The following is a 13,637-nucleotide window of genomic DNA, read 5'->3' on the forward strand; positions in this document are numbered from 1 at the left end:
ATTAACTCTGCTGCGCAAACTTCAACGGCTGTTCTGACGAGCCACGCTTCATCACCCGATCCAGTACTTCCGCTTCCAGCTCCGCCAGACGTGCCGATCCACGACGGCGTGGCCGTGGCAAATCGACGAGCAAATCCAGGCCAATCTGTCCTTCCTCGATGAGCAGCACGCGATCGGCAATCGCCACCGCTTCGCTGACATCGTGCGTCACCAGCAGCACGGTGAAGTTATGCTGCTGCCACAGCGACTCAATCAATCCCTGCATTTCGATGCGCGTCAACGCATCCAGCGCACCGAGTGGCTCATCGAGCAGCAGCAAACCTGGACGGTGAATCAGCGCACGTGCCAGCGCCACACGCTGTTTCTGCCCGCCGGACAACGCAGCAGGCCACTCGTAGGCGCGGTCCGCCAATCCCACGGCTTCCAGCGCGTCCAGCGCGGCGGCGCGCCATTCGCGACCTTTCAGTCCCAGCCCAACATTATCAATCACCTTTTTCCACGGCAGTAAGCGTGAATCCTGGAACATCAAACGCGTATCTTCGCGTGCTTCGGATAACGGCGCATTGCCCGCCAGCAACGCCCCGCGCGTGGTAGATTCGAGTCCCGCCAGCAGACGCAGCAAGGTACTTTTCCCGCAGCCGCTGCGGCCGACGACGGCGACAAACTGCCCGGACGGAATATGCAGATCGATATTATTCAGGATGGTGCGATCGCCATATTGCTTGCTGACGCCATTCACACCAACCGGCGTACCGCGATTTAAACGCGCCGGATTTAGGGTTGCGTTGCTCATGCGTTCTCCTTCAATTGGTAGGCTGGATGCCAGCGCAGCCAGACGCGCTCCAGCAGTTGTGCTGCAACGTCGGCCAGTTTGCCGAGCAGGGCATAGAGAATGATGGCCACCACCACCACGTCGGTTTGCAGGAATTCACGGGCGTTCATCGCCAGATAACCAATGCCAGAGTTAGCGGAAATGGTTTCGGCGACAATCAGCGTCAGCCACATCAGGCCAAGGGCAAAACGTACGCCAACCATAATAGAAGGCAGCGCACCTGGCAGAATCACCTGAATGAACAGGCTCCAGCCAGACAAGCCGTAGCTGCGCGCCATCTCAACTAAACCCCGATCAATGTTACGAATGCCGTGATAAGTGTTGAGGTAAATCGGGAACAAGGTGCCGAGCGCCACGAGGAAAATCTTGGCGGATTCGTCGATGCCAAACCACAGAATCACCAGCGGAATCAGCGCCAGATGCGGCACGTTACGCAGCATCTGCACCGAGGTATCCAGCAAGCGTTCACCGACGCGCGAGGTGCCGGTAATCAATCCCAGAATCAAACCAATCGAGCCGCCGATAGAGAAACCGATGGCGGCACGCCAGCTGCTGATCGCCAGGTTTTGCCACAGTTCACCGCTCACCGTCAGCTTCCAGAAGGTGATAAGGATGTTTTCTGGCGACGGCAAAATACGCGTCGACAGCCATCCCACTTGCGATGCCAGTTGCCACACCGCAATCAGCACCACCGGTAAAACCCAGGGCAGTACAGCATTCGTCAGCTTGGTTTTAACGTTCGCCATCATCGGCTCCTTTAGCTCTGCGACACTTTTTGCGGTGTGAAATCGTTGGCCACCGCTTCACCGTGCGCCTGTACTACCCGCGGCTTCGGTACTTCCGGAATCGCTAAATCGAGGTGCGGGAACAGCAACTCGCCAACGCGATAAGCCTCTTCCAGATGCGGATAGCCGGAGAGAATAAAGGTCTCGATGCCGAGATCCTGATACTCCTGCATGCGCGCCGCTACGGTTGGGCCATCGCCCACTAACGCGGTTCCCGCGCCGCCACGCACCAGACCGACACCGGCCCACAGATTCGGGCTGATCTCCAGCTTGTCGCGACGCCCACCGTGCAGTGCGGCCATGCGCTGCTGTCCCACTGAATCAGTGCGCGCAAACGCCGCCTGCGCTTTGGCAATGGTGGCATCGTCGAGATGGGCAATCAGGCGATCCGCCGCTTGCCACGCTTCTTCATTGGTTTCACGCACAATCACATGCAGACGAATCCCGAAGCGCACGGTGCGGCCTTGCGCTGCCGCTTTGGCGCGCACTTGCTCAATCTTCTCTTTAACTAACGCGGGCGGTTCGCCCCAGGTGAGATAAACATCAACCTGCTCGGCGGCCAGATCCTGCGCGGCATCCGACGATCCGCCAAACCACAGCGGCGGACGCGGTTCCTGCACCGCTTTAAACATCAGACGCGCGCCGCGCACCTTCACATGCTTGCCTTCGTAATCGACCGTTTCGCCTTCGCTAACCCGACGCCAGACGCGGGTAAACTCGGCGGATTCTTCATAGCGTTCGCGGTGATCGAGGAATACGCCATCGCCGGCCAACTCTTCCGGATCGCCGCCGGTAACCAGATTAAACAGCGCGCGACCATTCGACAGACGATCCAGCGTGGCGGCCTGACGCGCCGCTTGCGTCGGTGAAATCACGCCCGGACGCAGAGCAACGAGGAAACGCAGACGCTGCGTCACCGGAATCAATGATGCTGCCACCAGCCAGGCATCTTCACAGGAGCGGCCGGTGGGGATCAGCACTCCGCCGAAGCCAAGGCGATCCGCCGCCTGCGCAATCTGTTGCAGGTACCCATGATCAACCGGGCGCGAACCTTCCGCTGTGCCAAGATAGTGACCATCGCCGTGCGTCGGGAGAAACCAAAATACGGATACGCTCATGATTAATTTCCTTTGGGCTGGGCGGATTGTGGATGCCAGATGCGGTCTGCGATATTCACTTTTACCGGCATCAGATGATTGGCATAAAACAGATCGGCCGTTTGCTGTTGGGCCTGCGCGGTATGGGCGCTGACCGGCGTAATGGTGGTGGGTGGACGATGGTCGAGATAGCTGGCAATTACCGGTTTCGGTAAGCCCATGGCGTTTGCCAGCAGATCGATACTCTGGTCGCGCTGACTGCGCGTTAATGCATCGGCGTCGCTGAAGGTATTCAGAACCTGCTGCACGAAGGCGCCGTTAGCTTCGGTGTATTTGCGCGTGGCTAAATAGAAGGAGCCGGTTTGATTGAGTTTGCTGCCGTCGGCCAGCACGCGCACGTTGCCTTGCAGCAGGGCGGCGGAGTAGTAAGGATCCCAAATCGCCCAGGCATCGACGTCACCTTGCTGGAACGCGGCGCGCGCATCGGCGGGCGTCAGATAGGTTGGCTGAATATCTTTAAAGCTCAGTCCGGCTTGTTCCAGCGCACGCAACAGCAAGTTGTGCGAGCTGGAGCCTTTCTGGAACGCCACTTTATGGCCTTTCAGTTCGGCCACGCTGTGAATCGGACTATCTTTCGGCACCAGAATTACTTCGGCCTGCGGCTTGGGTGGCTCCGAGCCGACGTACAGCAGATCGGCACCCGCAGCTTGGGCAAACAGCGGCGGGATATCGCCGGTGCTGCCCAAATCGATGCTATCGACGTTAAGCGCTTCGAGCATTTGCGGGCCAGCCGGGAATTCCACCCACTTGATGTTGGTATGCGGGAAGCGCTGCTCCAGCAGCTTATGGGTTTTCGCCAAAACCATGCTCACCGAACCTTTCTGATATCCGATACGCAACTGTTCGGGTGCGTCGGCGCCCTGGGCGCTCACGCTCAAGGTGAACAGTGCCGCTACGGCTGGCATGAGTAAACCCGTCAATATCCTTTTCATCTCTCTTCCTTTATACCGCTTGTGCGTAGGGTTGGTGGCGACGATGCAGCGCGTGCCAGAAGGTATCCAGCGCTTCGTCAATGCGTTGCGACAGCAGCGGATCGAGCAGCGGCTGGCGATCGTAATCAGTAATCTGGCCGTCAGTGGCGAACACGCCGTGCAACACTTCCTGCGCCTTCAGCGCATTCAGCACCGGCTTCAGCGCGTAATCCACCGCCAGCAGATGTGACGCGCTGCCGCCGCTTGCCAGTGGCAGCACCACTTTGTGCTCCAGCGCGCGCTCTGGCAGCAGATCGAGCAGAGTTTTCAGTGCGCCAGAAAACGAAGCTTTATAAATAGGCGTGGCGACAATCACGCCATCTGCCAGCGCCAAATCAGCTTTCAACGCGGCTAAGGCAGGTGAATCGAAGCGTGCATAGAGCAAATCTTCAGGCTGGAAGTTGTGAATATTCCACGGAATCACTTCAACGCCGCGTGCTTCCAGCGCGTGCTGGCAAAGGCTCAGCAGCGCAGTAGAGCGTGAAGGGTAGCGAGGGCTGCCCGCCAGCGTAATAACCCGCATGGTCACTCCTTATAACTGAAAGTTATTGATTATCTGATATTCAGAACTGATGTATTCAATACTGTCAGAGCAGGCAGCGAGGCTTAAATGATTTATCTGGTAATCCTAAGTCGCAAAATGGGATAGCCAGCGACATATAAAGGAAGGGTAAAAAAGCTGCCGATGGGTACTTAGGCATAATCTGAAAAGCGGTGCAGGAAGTAGGCGGTTATATAAATCCTGAGGCCCATTGGACTGAGTTTAATGATTAAGGGTCGTAATGCATGGGTAAAACAGAGGAGTAACCGGAGAAATATATTTACACAGACCACGTGGATACCGGATAAATGCGGTGGTTACTATTGAAAGATATGGGGAAAAACCATCAATTCACCACTATTCATTTTTTTATGAATCGGATTAAACTTAGCAAGCTTTGATTGTTTCCTAATATACCGTGGTTTTTATTTCGCGAAATTTATGTCGAAACGCGAATAAAGGTTAATAAAATACGTGCCATTCATCTCGCTGGTTACAACTAATGCAAATTTGCGCAGATCAACTTCACACTTCATGCAGTCGCGCTAAACAATGAATCTCTTAAGTTACGTGTTAATGCTATTAGTGGTTGGAATTACAATCCCCGGCCTGTTTATAATTGGTTGAGCTAATTTCCGCTAGAACACGATAACGATATTTCACTTATTTATTTACGCCCGCGTTTTGTGGCGTGAACTGCCGTTGCGGCAAGCTAATTTATTCTTAGGGAGATAAATATGGGTAGTTCTTCATTTGCTCAGGATTTAACTGAGCAGCAGGTCGTGCCTGCCACCTTCAATCGCATCTCACCCTCACCTAAACCAGAAGAAGAGCTGGTGTGTTATTGGCTGCAACCCGATGCCGCAGGCGCGCATCTTACTTCTTCATTGCTACCAACCTTCCCACACAGCACGCCGGCAGAAGATGACTTCCTGCTGTTCAGCGCGGAGCGCAGCGCCTTGCCGGCCAGCCTGCTGCAGGATGTGGCGAAGCTCAGTGACCAGCGTCCAGAGCTGAACTGCTTTATTATCTCGCTGGCGAAGCGCGACTTGGCGAACGGCTTACACTCGTCTCTGCAGCTGTTTCAGCAACTGCATGAGCAACGCTGGTGGCAGCAGGGCGGCTTTGCGGTGATCTTGCGTGCTGGCCTGGCCCGCGTGGGTGCGCCGCTGACACGTATTCAGGATGTGATGCTGGCCGGATTACTGCATACGCAAACGGCGTGGGTGCTCGACTACGCCAGCGAAGCGTCGCTGACCACCAAAGCCGATGCCGTGCCGCGCTTAACTTATCAGCAATTTATTACTGATTATGAAAAACTCACGCGTTTGTCACACTATATTCCGGAGCGAAACCGCTATCGGGAAAGTTATTTACGCAGCGGCTTATTACAATTAGTCCAGTACGAGTTAAGTGGCGCGGCGAAATTCTCAGATAATACCCGCCATGCATTAACCTACTTTGCGGAAAACTTCCCGGCCAAGGGTGCAATGGAAAAACTTATGTTGAAACAACCTGACATCTATTTCTCCATGATGAAAATGAGAAAAAGGCTGGGCGCTTAGCACCAAGGTTAATTTTAAGAATAACTCCGGTGTGCGCGTGAATACTTTTATGTCACGCTTAAGGCCACTGAGATAATCCCCAGATGCCAAAACACCTATGTCTATAAAACGTAACGCGATTGCCAACTATGTTGGTCAAATCTATCTGACGCTGTCAGGTATTTTGGTTGTACCACTTTATATTCAACACTTAGGAATGGAAGCCTACGGTTTAGTGGGCTTCTTTTCGATCTTATTAACCTGGCTGCAATTACTCGATGCCGGCGTTTCCACCACCTTAATGCGGGAAGCGGCGCGCTATCGTGCCAATCAGTCGGAATTCGTCTGGTTCCCGGCGCTGTTTGCCACGCTGACCAAATTCTTCCTGTTCTCTACCATTGTGCTGGTGGTGTTGGGCTGGCTGGCAACGCCGTGGATTGCCACGCACTGGCTGGATGCGCGTCATCTTCCGGCGGGTGATGTGGTGATTGCCGTGGCGATTATGGTGATTACCGCCGCGATTCGCTGGCGCACCAGTCCGTATCGCAGCGTGATTGTCGGCTTCGAACATCAAGTCTGGCTGAACGGCGTCAACCTGGTCATCACCACCTTACGCACCTTCGGCGCAGTGCTGGTGATTCAGTTCTTCTCCAATCCGGTATTGGCGTTCTTTATCTGGCAGCTGCTGGTGTCGATTGCCGAAGCGGCCTGCTGTATCTACAAGTCCTGCCAGCTGATTCCAAAGGCGGCACGCAAAGAGAAGCGCGGCGATCTGAAAGAGGTACTGAAACCCTTTATTCGTTTTGCCCTCAGCGCGGCATTCTCCAGTGCGGTGTGGACCTTTATTTCGCAAATCGACCGATTGGTACTTTCTAAGACGCTGCCGCTAAGCGAATACGGTTCGTTTACCGTGGTGGCGACGGCTGCGACCGGCATTCTGTTGCTCAGTAGTCCGATAATGCAGGCGATTGTGCCACGTATGACCGGCATGAAAACTCGTAAAGAGGGCGATGCGGAGTCGCTGAAACTCTATCGCTACACCACGCAGGCGGTGGCGATCTTTATGGCACCGCTCAGCATCACTATCGCCTGTTACGCCGGCCCGCTGCTGTGGGCGTGGACGCAGAAGAGTCAGATTGTTGATGAGATGTCGTTTGTTCTCAGCCTGTACGCGTTGGGCAGCGGCATTCAGGCCATCTGTGGCTTGCTCTATCACCTGCAATACATCAACGGCAACCTCAAGCTGCACATGAAAGGCTTCACCTGCTTTGCCGTGCTGCTGGTGCCGCTCAACATCTGGTGCGCTATTCACTACGGCGCGTTGGGCACCGGTTGGTTGTGGCTGGGGCAAAACATCTTCTATTTGGTGGGTTGGGCGTGGCTGGTGCATCGCCGTTTCGCGCCTGGCATTCATTTCACCTGGTTAACCCGCGACGTAATGCTGATTTGGGCGGTATCCGCCGCCATCGCCTGGTTAAGCACTTTCTTGCCGATCGAGTGGAATCAAAATCGTTGGATCAACCTGCTGTGGCTCGGCTTGATTGGCGCGTTCAATCTTGGTGTCTGCTGCCTGCTGCACAGCGTGGTGTTGAAGCGTCTCAAAATTCCGTTGTTTAACGTTGAGGAAAGAGGATGAGCATGATGTCATCTCACCGTATCCCTACGGTTTCGGTCATCATTCCGAACTGGAATTGCGCGCCCTGGCTGCCAGAAGCGATGAGTTCTTTGTTGCGGCAGTCATCGCCGCCGGAACAGATCATTGTTATCGACGATGGCTCCAGCGATAGCAGCGTGGCCTGGCTAACGGCATTTGCGGCCCAGCATCCGCAGGTGATGCTGCTGAGCGGTGAGCGCGGTGGCGTCAGTGCCGCGCGTATGAAAGGGCTCTCAGTAGCAACCGGCGATTTTGTTTACTTCATGGATGCGGATGATTTTGTCTCCACTGACTTGTTCGCCGACTTCCGTCGCGTGCAGGCGCGCCATGAGGATATTGACCTGTTCTGCTTTGGCGCAAAAATGTTCTTCGATCTGCCCGCCGCGCAGCGTCACTATCAAACCATTCATCAGCGTCACGTCAGTGGATTATTGCCCGGCGGCAGCACCAGCTTGCGTACGCTGATGCAGCATCAGTCGGCGCACCGCGTGGTGTGGAGCAGCATCATTTCGCGTCGCTTAATTGATCAACTGGCGCTGCAGTTTCTGCCGATCCAGAACCATGAAGATGCACCGTACATGTTTGCGCTCTATCTGCAGGCGCGTAACATCTATTGCACTAGCCAAAGCTATTATTACAAGCGCTTTATGCTGACTTCGCTGTCGCAAAGCACGCGCGATTTTTCCTACGTGAAAAACTACTTTATTGCGCGTGAAAGCAGCGAACAGTTCCTGCGTGACCAGCAATTGCCGGTGGATGCAGCCTTGCTGGATAGCTATTACCAAACGGTGATGCACAGCTGCCTGGCGCAGATCCGCAAAAATCACATGGTGATTCCGACAGATTGGCAGCCGCAGGTGAATCAGCTGGTGCGCAATGTGTTGCAGCACAGCGCGCGTCTGAAGCTGATGTGGTACTGCCCGACGATTTACAGTGGCCTGCAGGCGTGTCGTGAACAGCTTGGCCGCTATTCTGCACGACGCTGATAACGATCAAATTGTGATGCAGTAGAACAATTTACTTTTGCGCCAGAGCACCTTACCATTCTGGCGCACATTTTCCCGTGCACCCCGACTTCCCTGGTTTCCGTCATTGAGGAGAGTGCATGTTATATCCTATCGTCCGGCCGGCGCTGTTTAAGCTTGATCCTGAGCGTGCGCACGAACTCACCTTTCAACAACTGCGTTTTATCAGCGGCACCCCGCTGGAAGGGCTGATTCGCCAGTCGCTGCCATCCCGTCCGGTCACCTGCATGGGATTAACCTTCCCGAACGCGCTCGGCTTAGCGGCCGGCCTCGACAAAAATGCCGAGTGCATTGATGCCTTCGGCGCGATGGGCTTTGGTTTTGTCGAAGTGGGAACGGTAACGCCGCTGGCGCAACCGGGAAATGATAAACCGCGTATGTTCCGCTTAGTGCCTGCGGAAGGGATTATTAACCGCATGGGGTTTAATAATCACGGCGTTGATCATCTCATTGCCAACGTCAAAAAGTCGCGCTTTAAAGGCATTCTCGGCATCAATATTGGCAAAAATAAAGATACGCCGGTGGAAAATGGCAAAGACGATTATCTGATCTGCATGGAAAAGGTATATGCCCACGCCGGTTATATTGCCATCAATATTTCCTCACCGAACACGCCAGGATTACGTACGCTGCAATATGGTGAAGCGCTGGACGATCTTCTCTCTGCCATCAAATTAAAACAGCAAGAGCTGCAAGAACGGCACCTTAAATATGTGCCGGTGGCGGTAAAGATCGCGCCGGATCTTACCGAAGAAGAATTGATCCAGGTTGCTGACAGTTTGCTGCGCCACAATATTGATGGTGTGATTGCCACCAATACCACGCTCGATCGTTCGCTGGTGACCGGCCTTAAATATGCCGAAGAAGCGGGTGGATTAAGTGGTCGTCCGGTGCAATCACGCAGCACCGAAGTGATTCGCCGCCTGGCGCAAGAGCTGCAGGGCCGCTTACCTATTATTGGCGTCGGTGGTATTGATTCGCTGGTTTCTGCGCGCGAGAAAATTGCCGCAGGTGCAACATTAGTGCAGATATACTCCGGATTTATTTATAAAGGCCCAGGCTTAATTAAAGATATCGTGACCCACCTCTAAGACATTTCCCACTTTACTGCGCCGAGGGGTTTATTTATCCCTTCGGCTCGTTTATATTTTGTCCTGCTGGTGCATTTTTCAGCTTTTTCTCAGCTTTATTTTTTTAATTAAGCGCCATTTAGCGCAGCGATAAACCACAGGGCAGATCATGAAAATCAAACCTGATGACAACTGGCGTTGGTATTTCGACGCAGAGCATGACCGCATGATGCTGGATTTAGCCGACGGCATGTTATTTCGCTCGCGCTTCTCGCGCAAAATGCTGACGCCTGATGCATTTAATATCAGCGGCTTTTGCGTTGATGACGCCGCGCTCTATTTTACTTTTGAAGAACGTTGCCGTCAGAGTGGATTAAAAGGCGATCAGCGTGCCGAATTAGTTTTAAACGCGCTGGTGGCCAGCCGTTTTCTCAAACCCTTGATGCCTAAAAGCTGGCACTTTACTAATCACGCGCACAGCTGGCAGCCGGCTGCGGGCGATATGGTGGCGGTGACGCTGGCCGATAGCGGCGAGCAGGCACGACTGTTTGTGGTTGAAAGCGGTGAAAATGCGGCGCTGTGCTTATTAGCGCAAAATGCGTTAACCGTGGCGGGTAAAGGTATGCAGTTGGGTGATGCGATCAAGATCATGAACGATCGTTTACGTCCACAGCAGCAGGAACAAACCGCCCACTTTGCGCGGGCGGTGTAATCGGCTTACGCCAGTTCGATATCGCCTGCCGGAATACAGCTGCAGCTTAAGATCGTGCCATCTGCGCGCACAGCGCTTTTCTTCAGTGCTTTCACTTCACCCGCGACCAACGTCACTTTGCAGCTGCCACAAAGTCCGGCGCGGCATGAGTAGGGAATGCGGAAACCCTGCATCTCCAGCTGTTCCAGCAACACTTGCTGATTGTCGCCGCTAAAGCGCGCACCCTGATAATCAATGGTTACTGTACTGTGACTGCTGGCGGCCGGCGCCAGCGTTTCGACCACGGCACCCGCACCGTAAGCGCGCGGCGTTTGCTTCTCTAAAATGGTCACCGCATCGCCGACGCGAATAATGCCGCTGTTGAGCGCAATCAAATTCAGACCGAAATCGATGTCGCCGCTGCCATCCTGCGCGCTGCGGAAACCCTGCAAGGTGGTAAGCGGTTCGCCATTAGGATGTTTACGGCCGGTTTCGGTGCCGACAGTGGTAAACACGCAGCGGCTGCACGGCTTCGGCATCTCAAAGGTGATCTCGCCAATTTGCAGACGCTTCCAGCTATCTTCTTCCCACGCGGCCGCGCCGCTTACTACCAGATTGGGTCGGAACTGCTCAACGCGCACGCTGGCCGGACAGCGCTGTTGCAGATCCTGCAATGAGGCCATGTTCACCAGCAGGTAGGGAAAACCGTCGGCAAAGCTCAGCGGCACGTGATCAAAACGTTTCACGCGGCGCGTCGGTTCCGCGCCGGTCCAGCGCAGTTGCACCGGACGCGGGAAGAAGGTGCTCAACCAGCTATTGATCGTTTCCGGTGCAATACGCGCGGTAAAATGATTGCCCCATACTTCGGTAGGTGACTGCTCAGCGGTGAAATCACTGAAGCGAATCAGCGCCTGCGATCCATCCGGTGCTTGTAAAAACAGGCCATCCGGCAGCAGCGCAGGTGTGAAACGCACCATTTCCGGAAACTGGCGCGCGGTCACAAACGTGCCGTCCAGTTCGGTCACCATAAAGATGCGATCAAAGCCCAGACCGCTTTCCAGCACCTGCGCATGTGACAGTTGCAGACCGCGCATAGATTTAACGGGATGGATGTAAAGGCGTGAAAGCGTAATCATCACCACTCCAGAAATAGGGTCATAAGTTTAAAAGAAGCTAACTTTATGACATAGCACGCTGATTCGCTATAATGCGCAGCAATTTAAGCAAGAGTAAAAAGTGACGATATGAATTCTCTGTTTGCCAGTACGGCGCGTGGGCTCGAAGAGCTGTTGAAAAGTGAGCTAGACGCGCTGGGTGCGCAGGATTTGCAGGTGGTGCAGGGCGGCGTCCACTTTCAGGCCGACGACCATGTAATGTACCAAAGCCTGCTGTGGAGCCGTCTGGCTTCGCGCATTTTGCTGCCGCTGGGAGAATTTGGCGTCTGGAGCGATCTCGATCTTTACGTGGGTGCGCAAAGTATTCCATGGACCGAGATGTTCGACAGCAACACCAGTTTTGCCATCCATTTTAGCGGCACCAACGAGGTGATCCGCAACAGCCAGTTCGGTGCGCTGCGTATCAAAGATGCCATCGTGGACAGCTTTACCCGTCAGAACCTGGAACGTCCGAACGTTGATCGTGAACAGCCGGGCATCCGCATCAATGCGTGGCTGAACAAAGATCGCGTCAGCATCGCGCTGGATCTGAGCGGTGATTCACTGCATCAGCGCGGCTATCGCCAGCAAACCGGCGCCGCGCCGTTAAAAGAAACCTTAGCGGCGGCGATTGTGATGCGTTCCGGATGGCAGAGCAGCACGCCGCTGGTCGATCCGATGTGTGGTTCCGGTACGCTGCTGCTGGAAGCGGCGTTGATCGCCTGCGATCGCGCGCCTGGCCTGTTGCGTACCCATTGGGGCTTCAATCGCTGGAAGAAACACAATCAGGCGGTGTGGCAGGAGGTTCATGCTGCCGCGAAAGAGCGCGCACGCGTCGGCACCGCCGCTGCGACCGCCCGTTTCTATGGCTACGATAATGACAGCCGCGTGCTGGAATCGGCGCGCGCCAATGCTCGTCGTGCAGGCGTGTTCGAGCTGTTCACCTTCGCGCAGCAGGATGTGATCAAGCTGAAGAATCCGCTGGCGGGTAAAGAGATCACCGGTACGGTCTTGAGCAACCCGCCGTACGGTGAGCGTCTGGAAAGCGAACCAGCGCTGATTGCTTTGCACAGCCAGCTGGGCCGCATCATGAAGCAGAATTTCGGCGGCTGGAATCTGTCGCTGTTCAGCGCTTCGCCAGAGCTGCTGAGCTGCTTGCAACTGCGTGCCGATCGCCAGTTTAAAGCCAAAAACGGCCCGCTTGAGTGCGTGCAGAAAAACTATCAGCTGGCTGCAACCAGCGCAGAAGGCGGCGCGCAGATCGCGGAAGATTTTGCTAACCGTCTGCGCAAGAACCTGAAGAAGCTGGATAAATGGGCGCGTCAGTCGAATATCGACTGCTATCGTCTGTATGACGCCGATCTGCCTGAGTACAACGTGGCGGTCGATCGTTACGCTGATTGGGTGGTGATTCAGGAGTATGCGCCGCCGAAAACCGTGGACGCCAACAAAGCGCGTCAGCGTCTGTTCGATGTGATCAGCGCCACGCTGAGCGTGCTGGAGATTCCGGCGAATCGTCTGGTGATGAAAACCCGCGAGCGTCAGAAAGGTAAAAGCCAGTATCAAAAGCTGGGCGAGAAGGGCGATTTCTTCGAAGTACAGGAATTTGATGCGCGCCTGCTGGTGAATCTCACCGATTATCTGGATACTGGTTTGTTCCTCGATCACCGTATCGCGCGCCAGATGCTGGGCAAAATGAGCGCAGGCAAAGATTTCCTCAACCTGTTTGCCTATACCGGCACCGCCAGCGTGCACGCCGGTTTGGGTGGCGCGAAAACCACCACCACCGTAGATATGTCGCGTACTTATCTCGAGTGGGCCGAGCGCAACCTGCGTCTTAACGGTTTAACCGGCCGTCAGCACCGCCTGATGCATGCGGATTGCCTGAGCTGGCTGCGCGAGAGTGACGAACAGTTCGATTTGATCTTTATCGATCCACCGACGTTCTCTAACTCAAAGCGCATGGAAGACGATTTCGACGTGCAGCGCGATCACATGATGCTGATGCAGAACCTGAAACGTCTGCTGCGTCGCGGTGGCACCATTATGTTCTCCAACAATAAGCGCGGCTTCAAAATGGATCTCGACGGCTTAGAACGTCTGGGTCTGCAGGCGCAGGAAATTACCCAAAAAACGCTGTCGCAGGATTTCGCGCGCAACCGTCAAATTCACAACTGCTGGCTGGTTAGCCACGCCGGTAAGGAATAAGTTTT

12 protein-coding genes are annotated in these 13,637 nt (G+C 54.7%); 6 read left to right on the plus strand and 6 right to left on the minus strand.

All coding sequences use genetic code 11. The features are described from left to right. Position 1 precedes the first annotated feature (1 nt). Genes ssuB through ssuE form a run of 5 tightly spaced genes read right to left on the minus strand, consistent with a single transcriptional unit; the run spans position 2 to position 4,268 of the window. Positions 2-793: an aliphatic sulfonates ABC transporter ATP-binding protein gene (gene ssuB, locus NR302_RS07010; RefSeq protein WP_258144871.1), complete on the minus strand. Its 792-nt coding sequence runs from the start codon at positions 791-793 to the stop codon at positions 2-4. Then, the gene (ssuC, locus tag NR302_RS07015; RefSeq protein WP_008102356.1) at positions 790-1,578 is read right to left on the minus strand and encodes an aliphatic sulfonate ABC transporter permease SsuC; all 789 of its coding nucleotides are present in this window, start codon (positions 1,576-1,578) and stop codon (positions 790-792) included. The genes ssuB and ssuC overlap by 4 nt, the downstream gene beginning before the upstream one ends. Positions 1,579-1,589: 11 nt before the next feature. After that, a complete protein-coding gene (gene ssuD / locus NR302_RS07020; RefSeq protein ID WP_008102354.1) occupies positions 1,590-2,735 on the minus strand; it encodes an FMNH2-dependent alkanesulfonate monooxygenase in 1,146 nt (381 codons plus the stop codon). A 2-nt stretch (positions 2,736-2,737) separates the two neighbouring features. Further along, positions 2,738-3,706, minus strand: coding sequence for a sulfonate ABC transporter substrate-binding protein (locus NR302_RS07025; RefSeq protein ID WP_154152988.1), 969 nt, complete (start codon positions 3,704-3,706; stop codon positions 2,738-2,740). A 10-nt stretch (positions 3,707-3,716) separates the two neighbouring features. Beyond that, on the minus strand, positions 3,717-4,268 hold the full coding sequence (gene ssuE / locus NR302_RS07030) for an NADPH-dependent FMN reductase (RefSeq protein WP_008102350.1): 552 nt from the start codon (positions 4,266-4,268) through the stop codon (positions 3,717-3,719). 755 nt (positions 4,269-5,023) lie between these two features. On the opposite strand from ssuE, the gene NR302_RS07035 reads away from it, so the two are divergent. The 5 genes from NR302_RS07035 to NR302_RS07055 all read left to right on the plus strand — a co-directional run bounded on the left by NR302_RS07035 (position 5,024) and on the right by NR302_RS07055 (position 10,291). Then, on the plus strand, positions 5,024-5,851 hold the full coding sequence (locus tag NR302_RS07035) for a hypothetical protein (RefSeq protein WP_258144872.1): 828 nt from the start codon (positions 5,024-5,026) through the stop codon (positions 5,849-5,851). Positions 5,852-5,948: 97 nt separating this feature from the next. Then, positions 5,949-7,466 (plus strand): lipopolysaccharide biosynthesis protein, encoded by a 1,518-nt coding sequence (locus tag NR302_RS07040; RefSeq protein ID WP_258144873.1) that lies wholly within the window; start codon positions 5,949-5,951, stop codon positions 7,464-7,466. A 2-nt stretch (positions 7,467-7,468) separates the two neighbouring features. Further along, the gene (locus NR302_RS07045; RefSeq protein WP_238541688.1) at positions 7,469-8,470 is read left to right on the plus strand and encodes a glycosyltransferase; all 1,002 of its coding nucleotides are present in this window, start codon (positions 7,469-7,471) and stop codon (positions 8,468-8,470) included. A 119-nt stretch (positions 8,471-8,589) separates the two neighbouring features. Next, positions 8,590-9,600, plus strand: a complete 1,011-nt coding sequence (gene pyrD, locus NR302_RS07050) for a quinone-dependent dihydroorotate dehydrogenase (RefSeq protein ID WP_154192141.1) — start codon at positions 8,590-8,592, stop codon at positions 9,598-9,600. A 148-nt stretch (positions 9,601-9,748) separates the two neighbouring features. Continuing rightward, positions 9,749-10,291 (plus strand): cell division protein ZapC, encoded by a 543-nt coding sequence (locus NR302_RS07055; RefSeq protein ID WP_258144874.1) that lies wholly within the window; start codon positions 9,749-9,751, stop codon positions 10,289-10,291. A gap of 5 nt (positions 10,292-10,296) precedes the next feature. Here NR302_RS07055 and NR302_RS07060 read toward each other — a convergent pair whose 3' ends face one another. Further along, the gene (locus NR302_RS07060) at positions 10,297-11,406 is read right to left on the minus strand and encodes a YcbX family protein (protein ID WP_258144875.1); all 1,110 of its coding nucleotides are present in this window, start codon (positions 11,404-11,406) and stop codon (positions 10,297-10,299) included. 108 nt (positions 11,407-11,514) lie between these two features. On the opposite strand from NR302_RS07060, the gene rlmKL reads away from it, so the two are divergent. Next, entirely contained in the window at positions 11,515-13,632 is a 2,118-nt protein-coding gene (rlmKL, locus tag NR302_RS07065) for a bifunctional 23S rRNA (guanine(2069)-N(7))-methyltransferase RlmK/23S rRNA (guanine(2445)-N(2))-methyltransferase RlmL (protein ID WP_008101457.1), read from the plus strand. Positions 13,633-13,637: the final 5 nt, after the last annotated feature.

This window comes from Pantoea sp. SOD02 (genome assembly GCF_024707505.1).
In the GTDB taxonomy this organism is placed as follows: domain Bacteria; phylum Pseudomonadota; class Gammaproteobacteria; order Enterobacterales; family Enterobacteriaceae; genus Pantoea; species Pantoea symbiotica.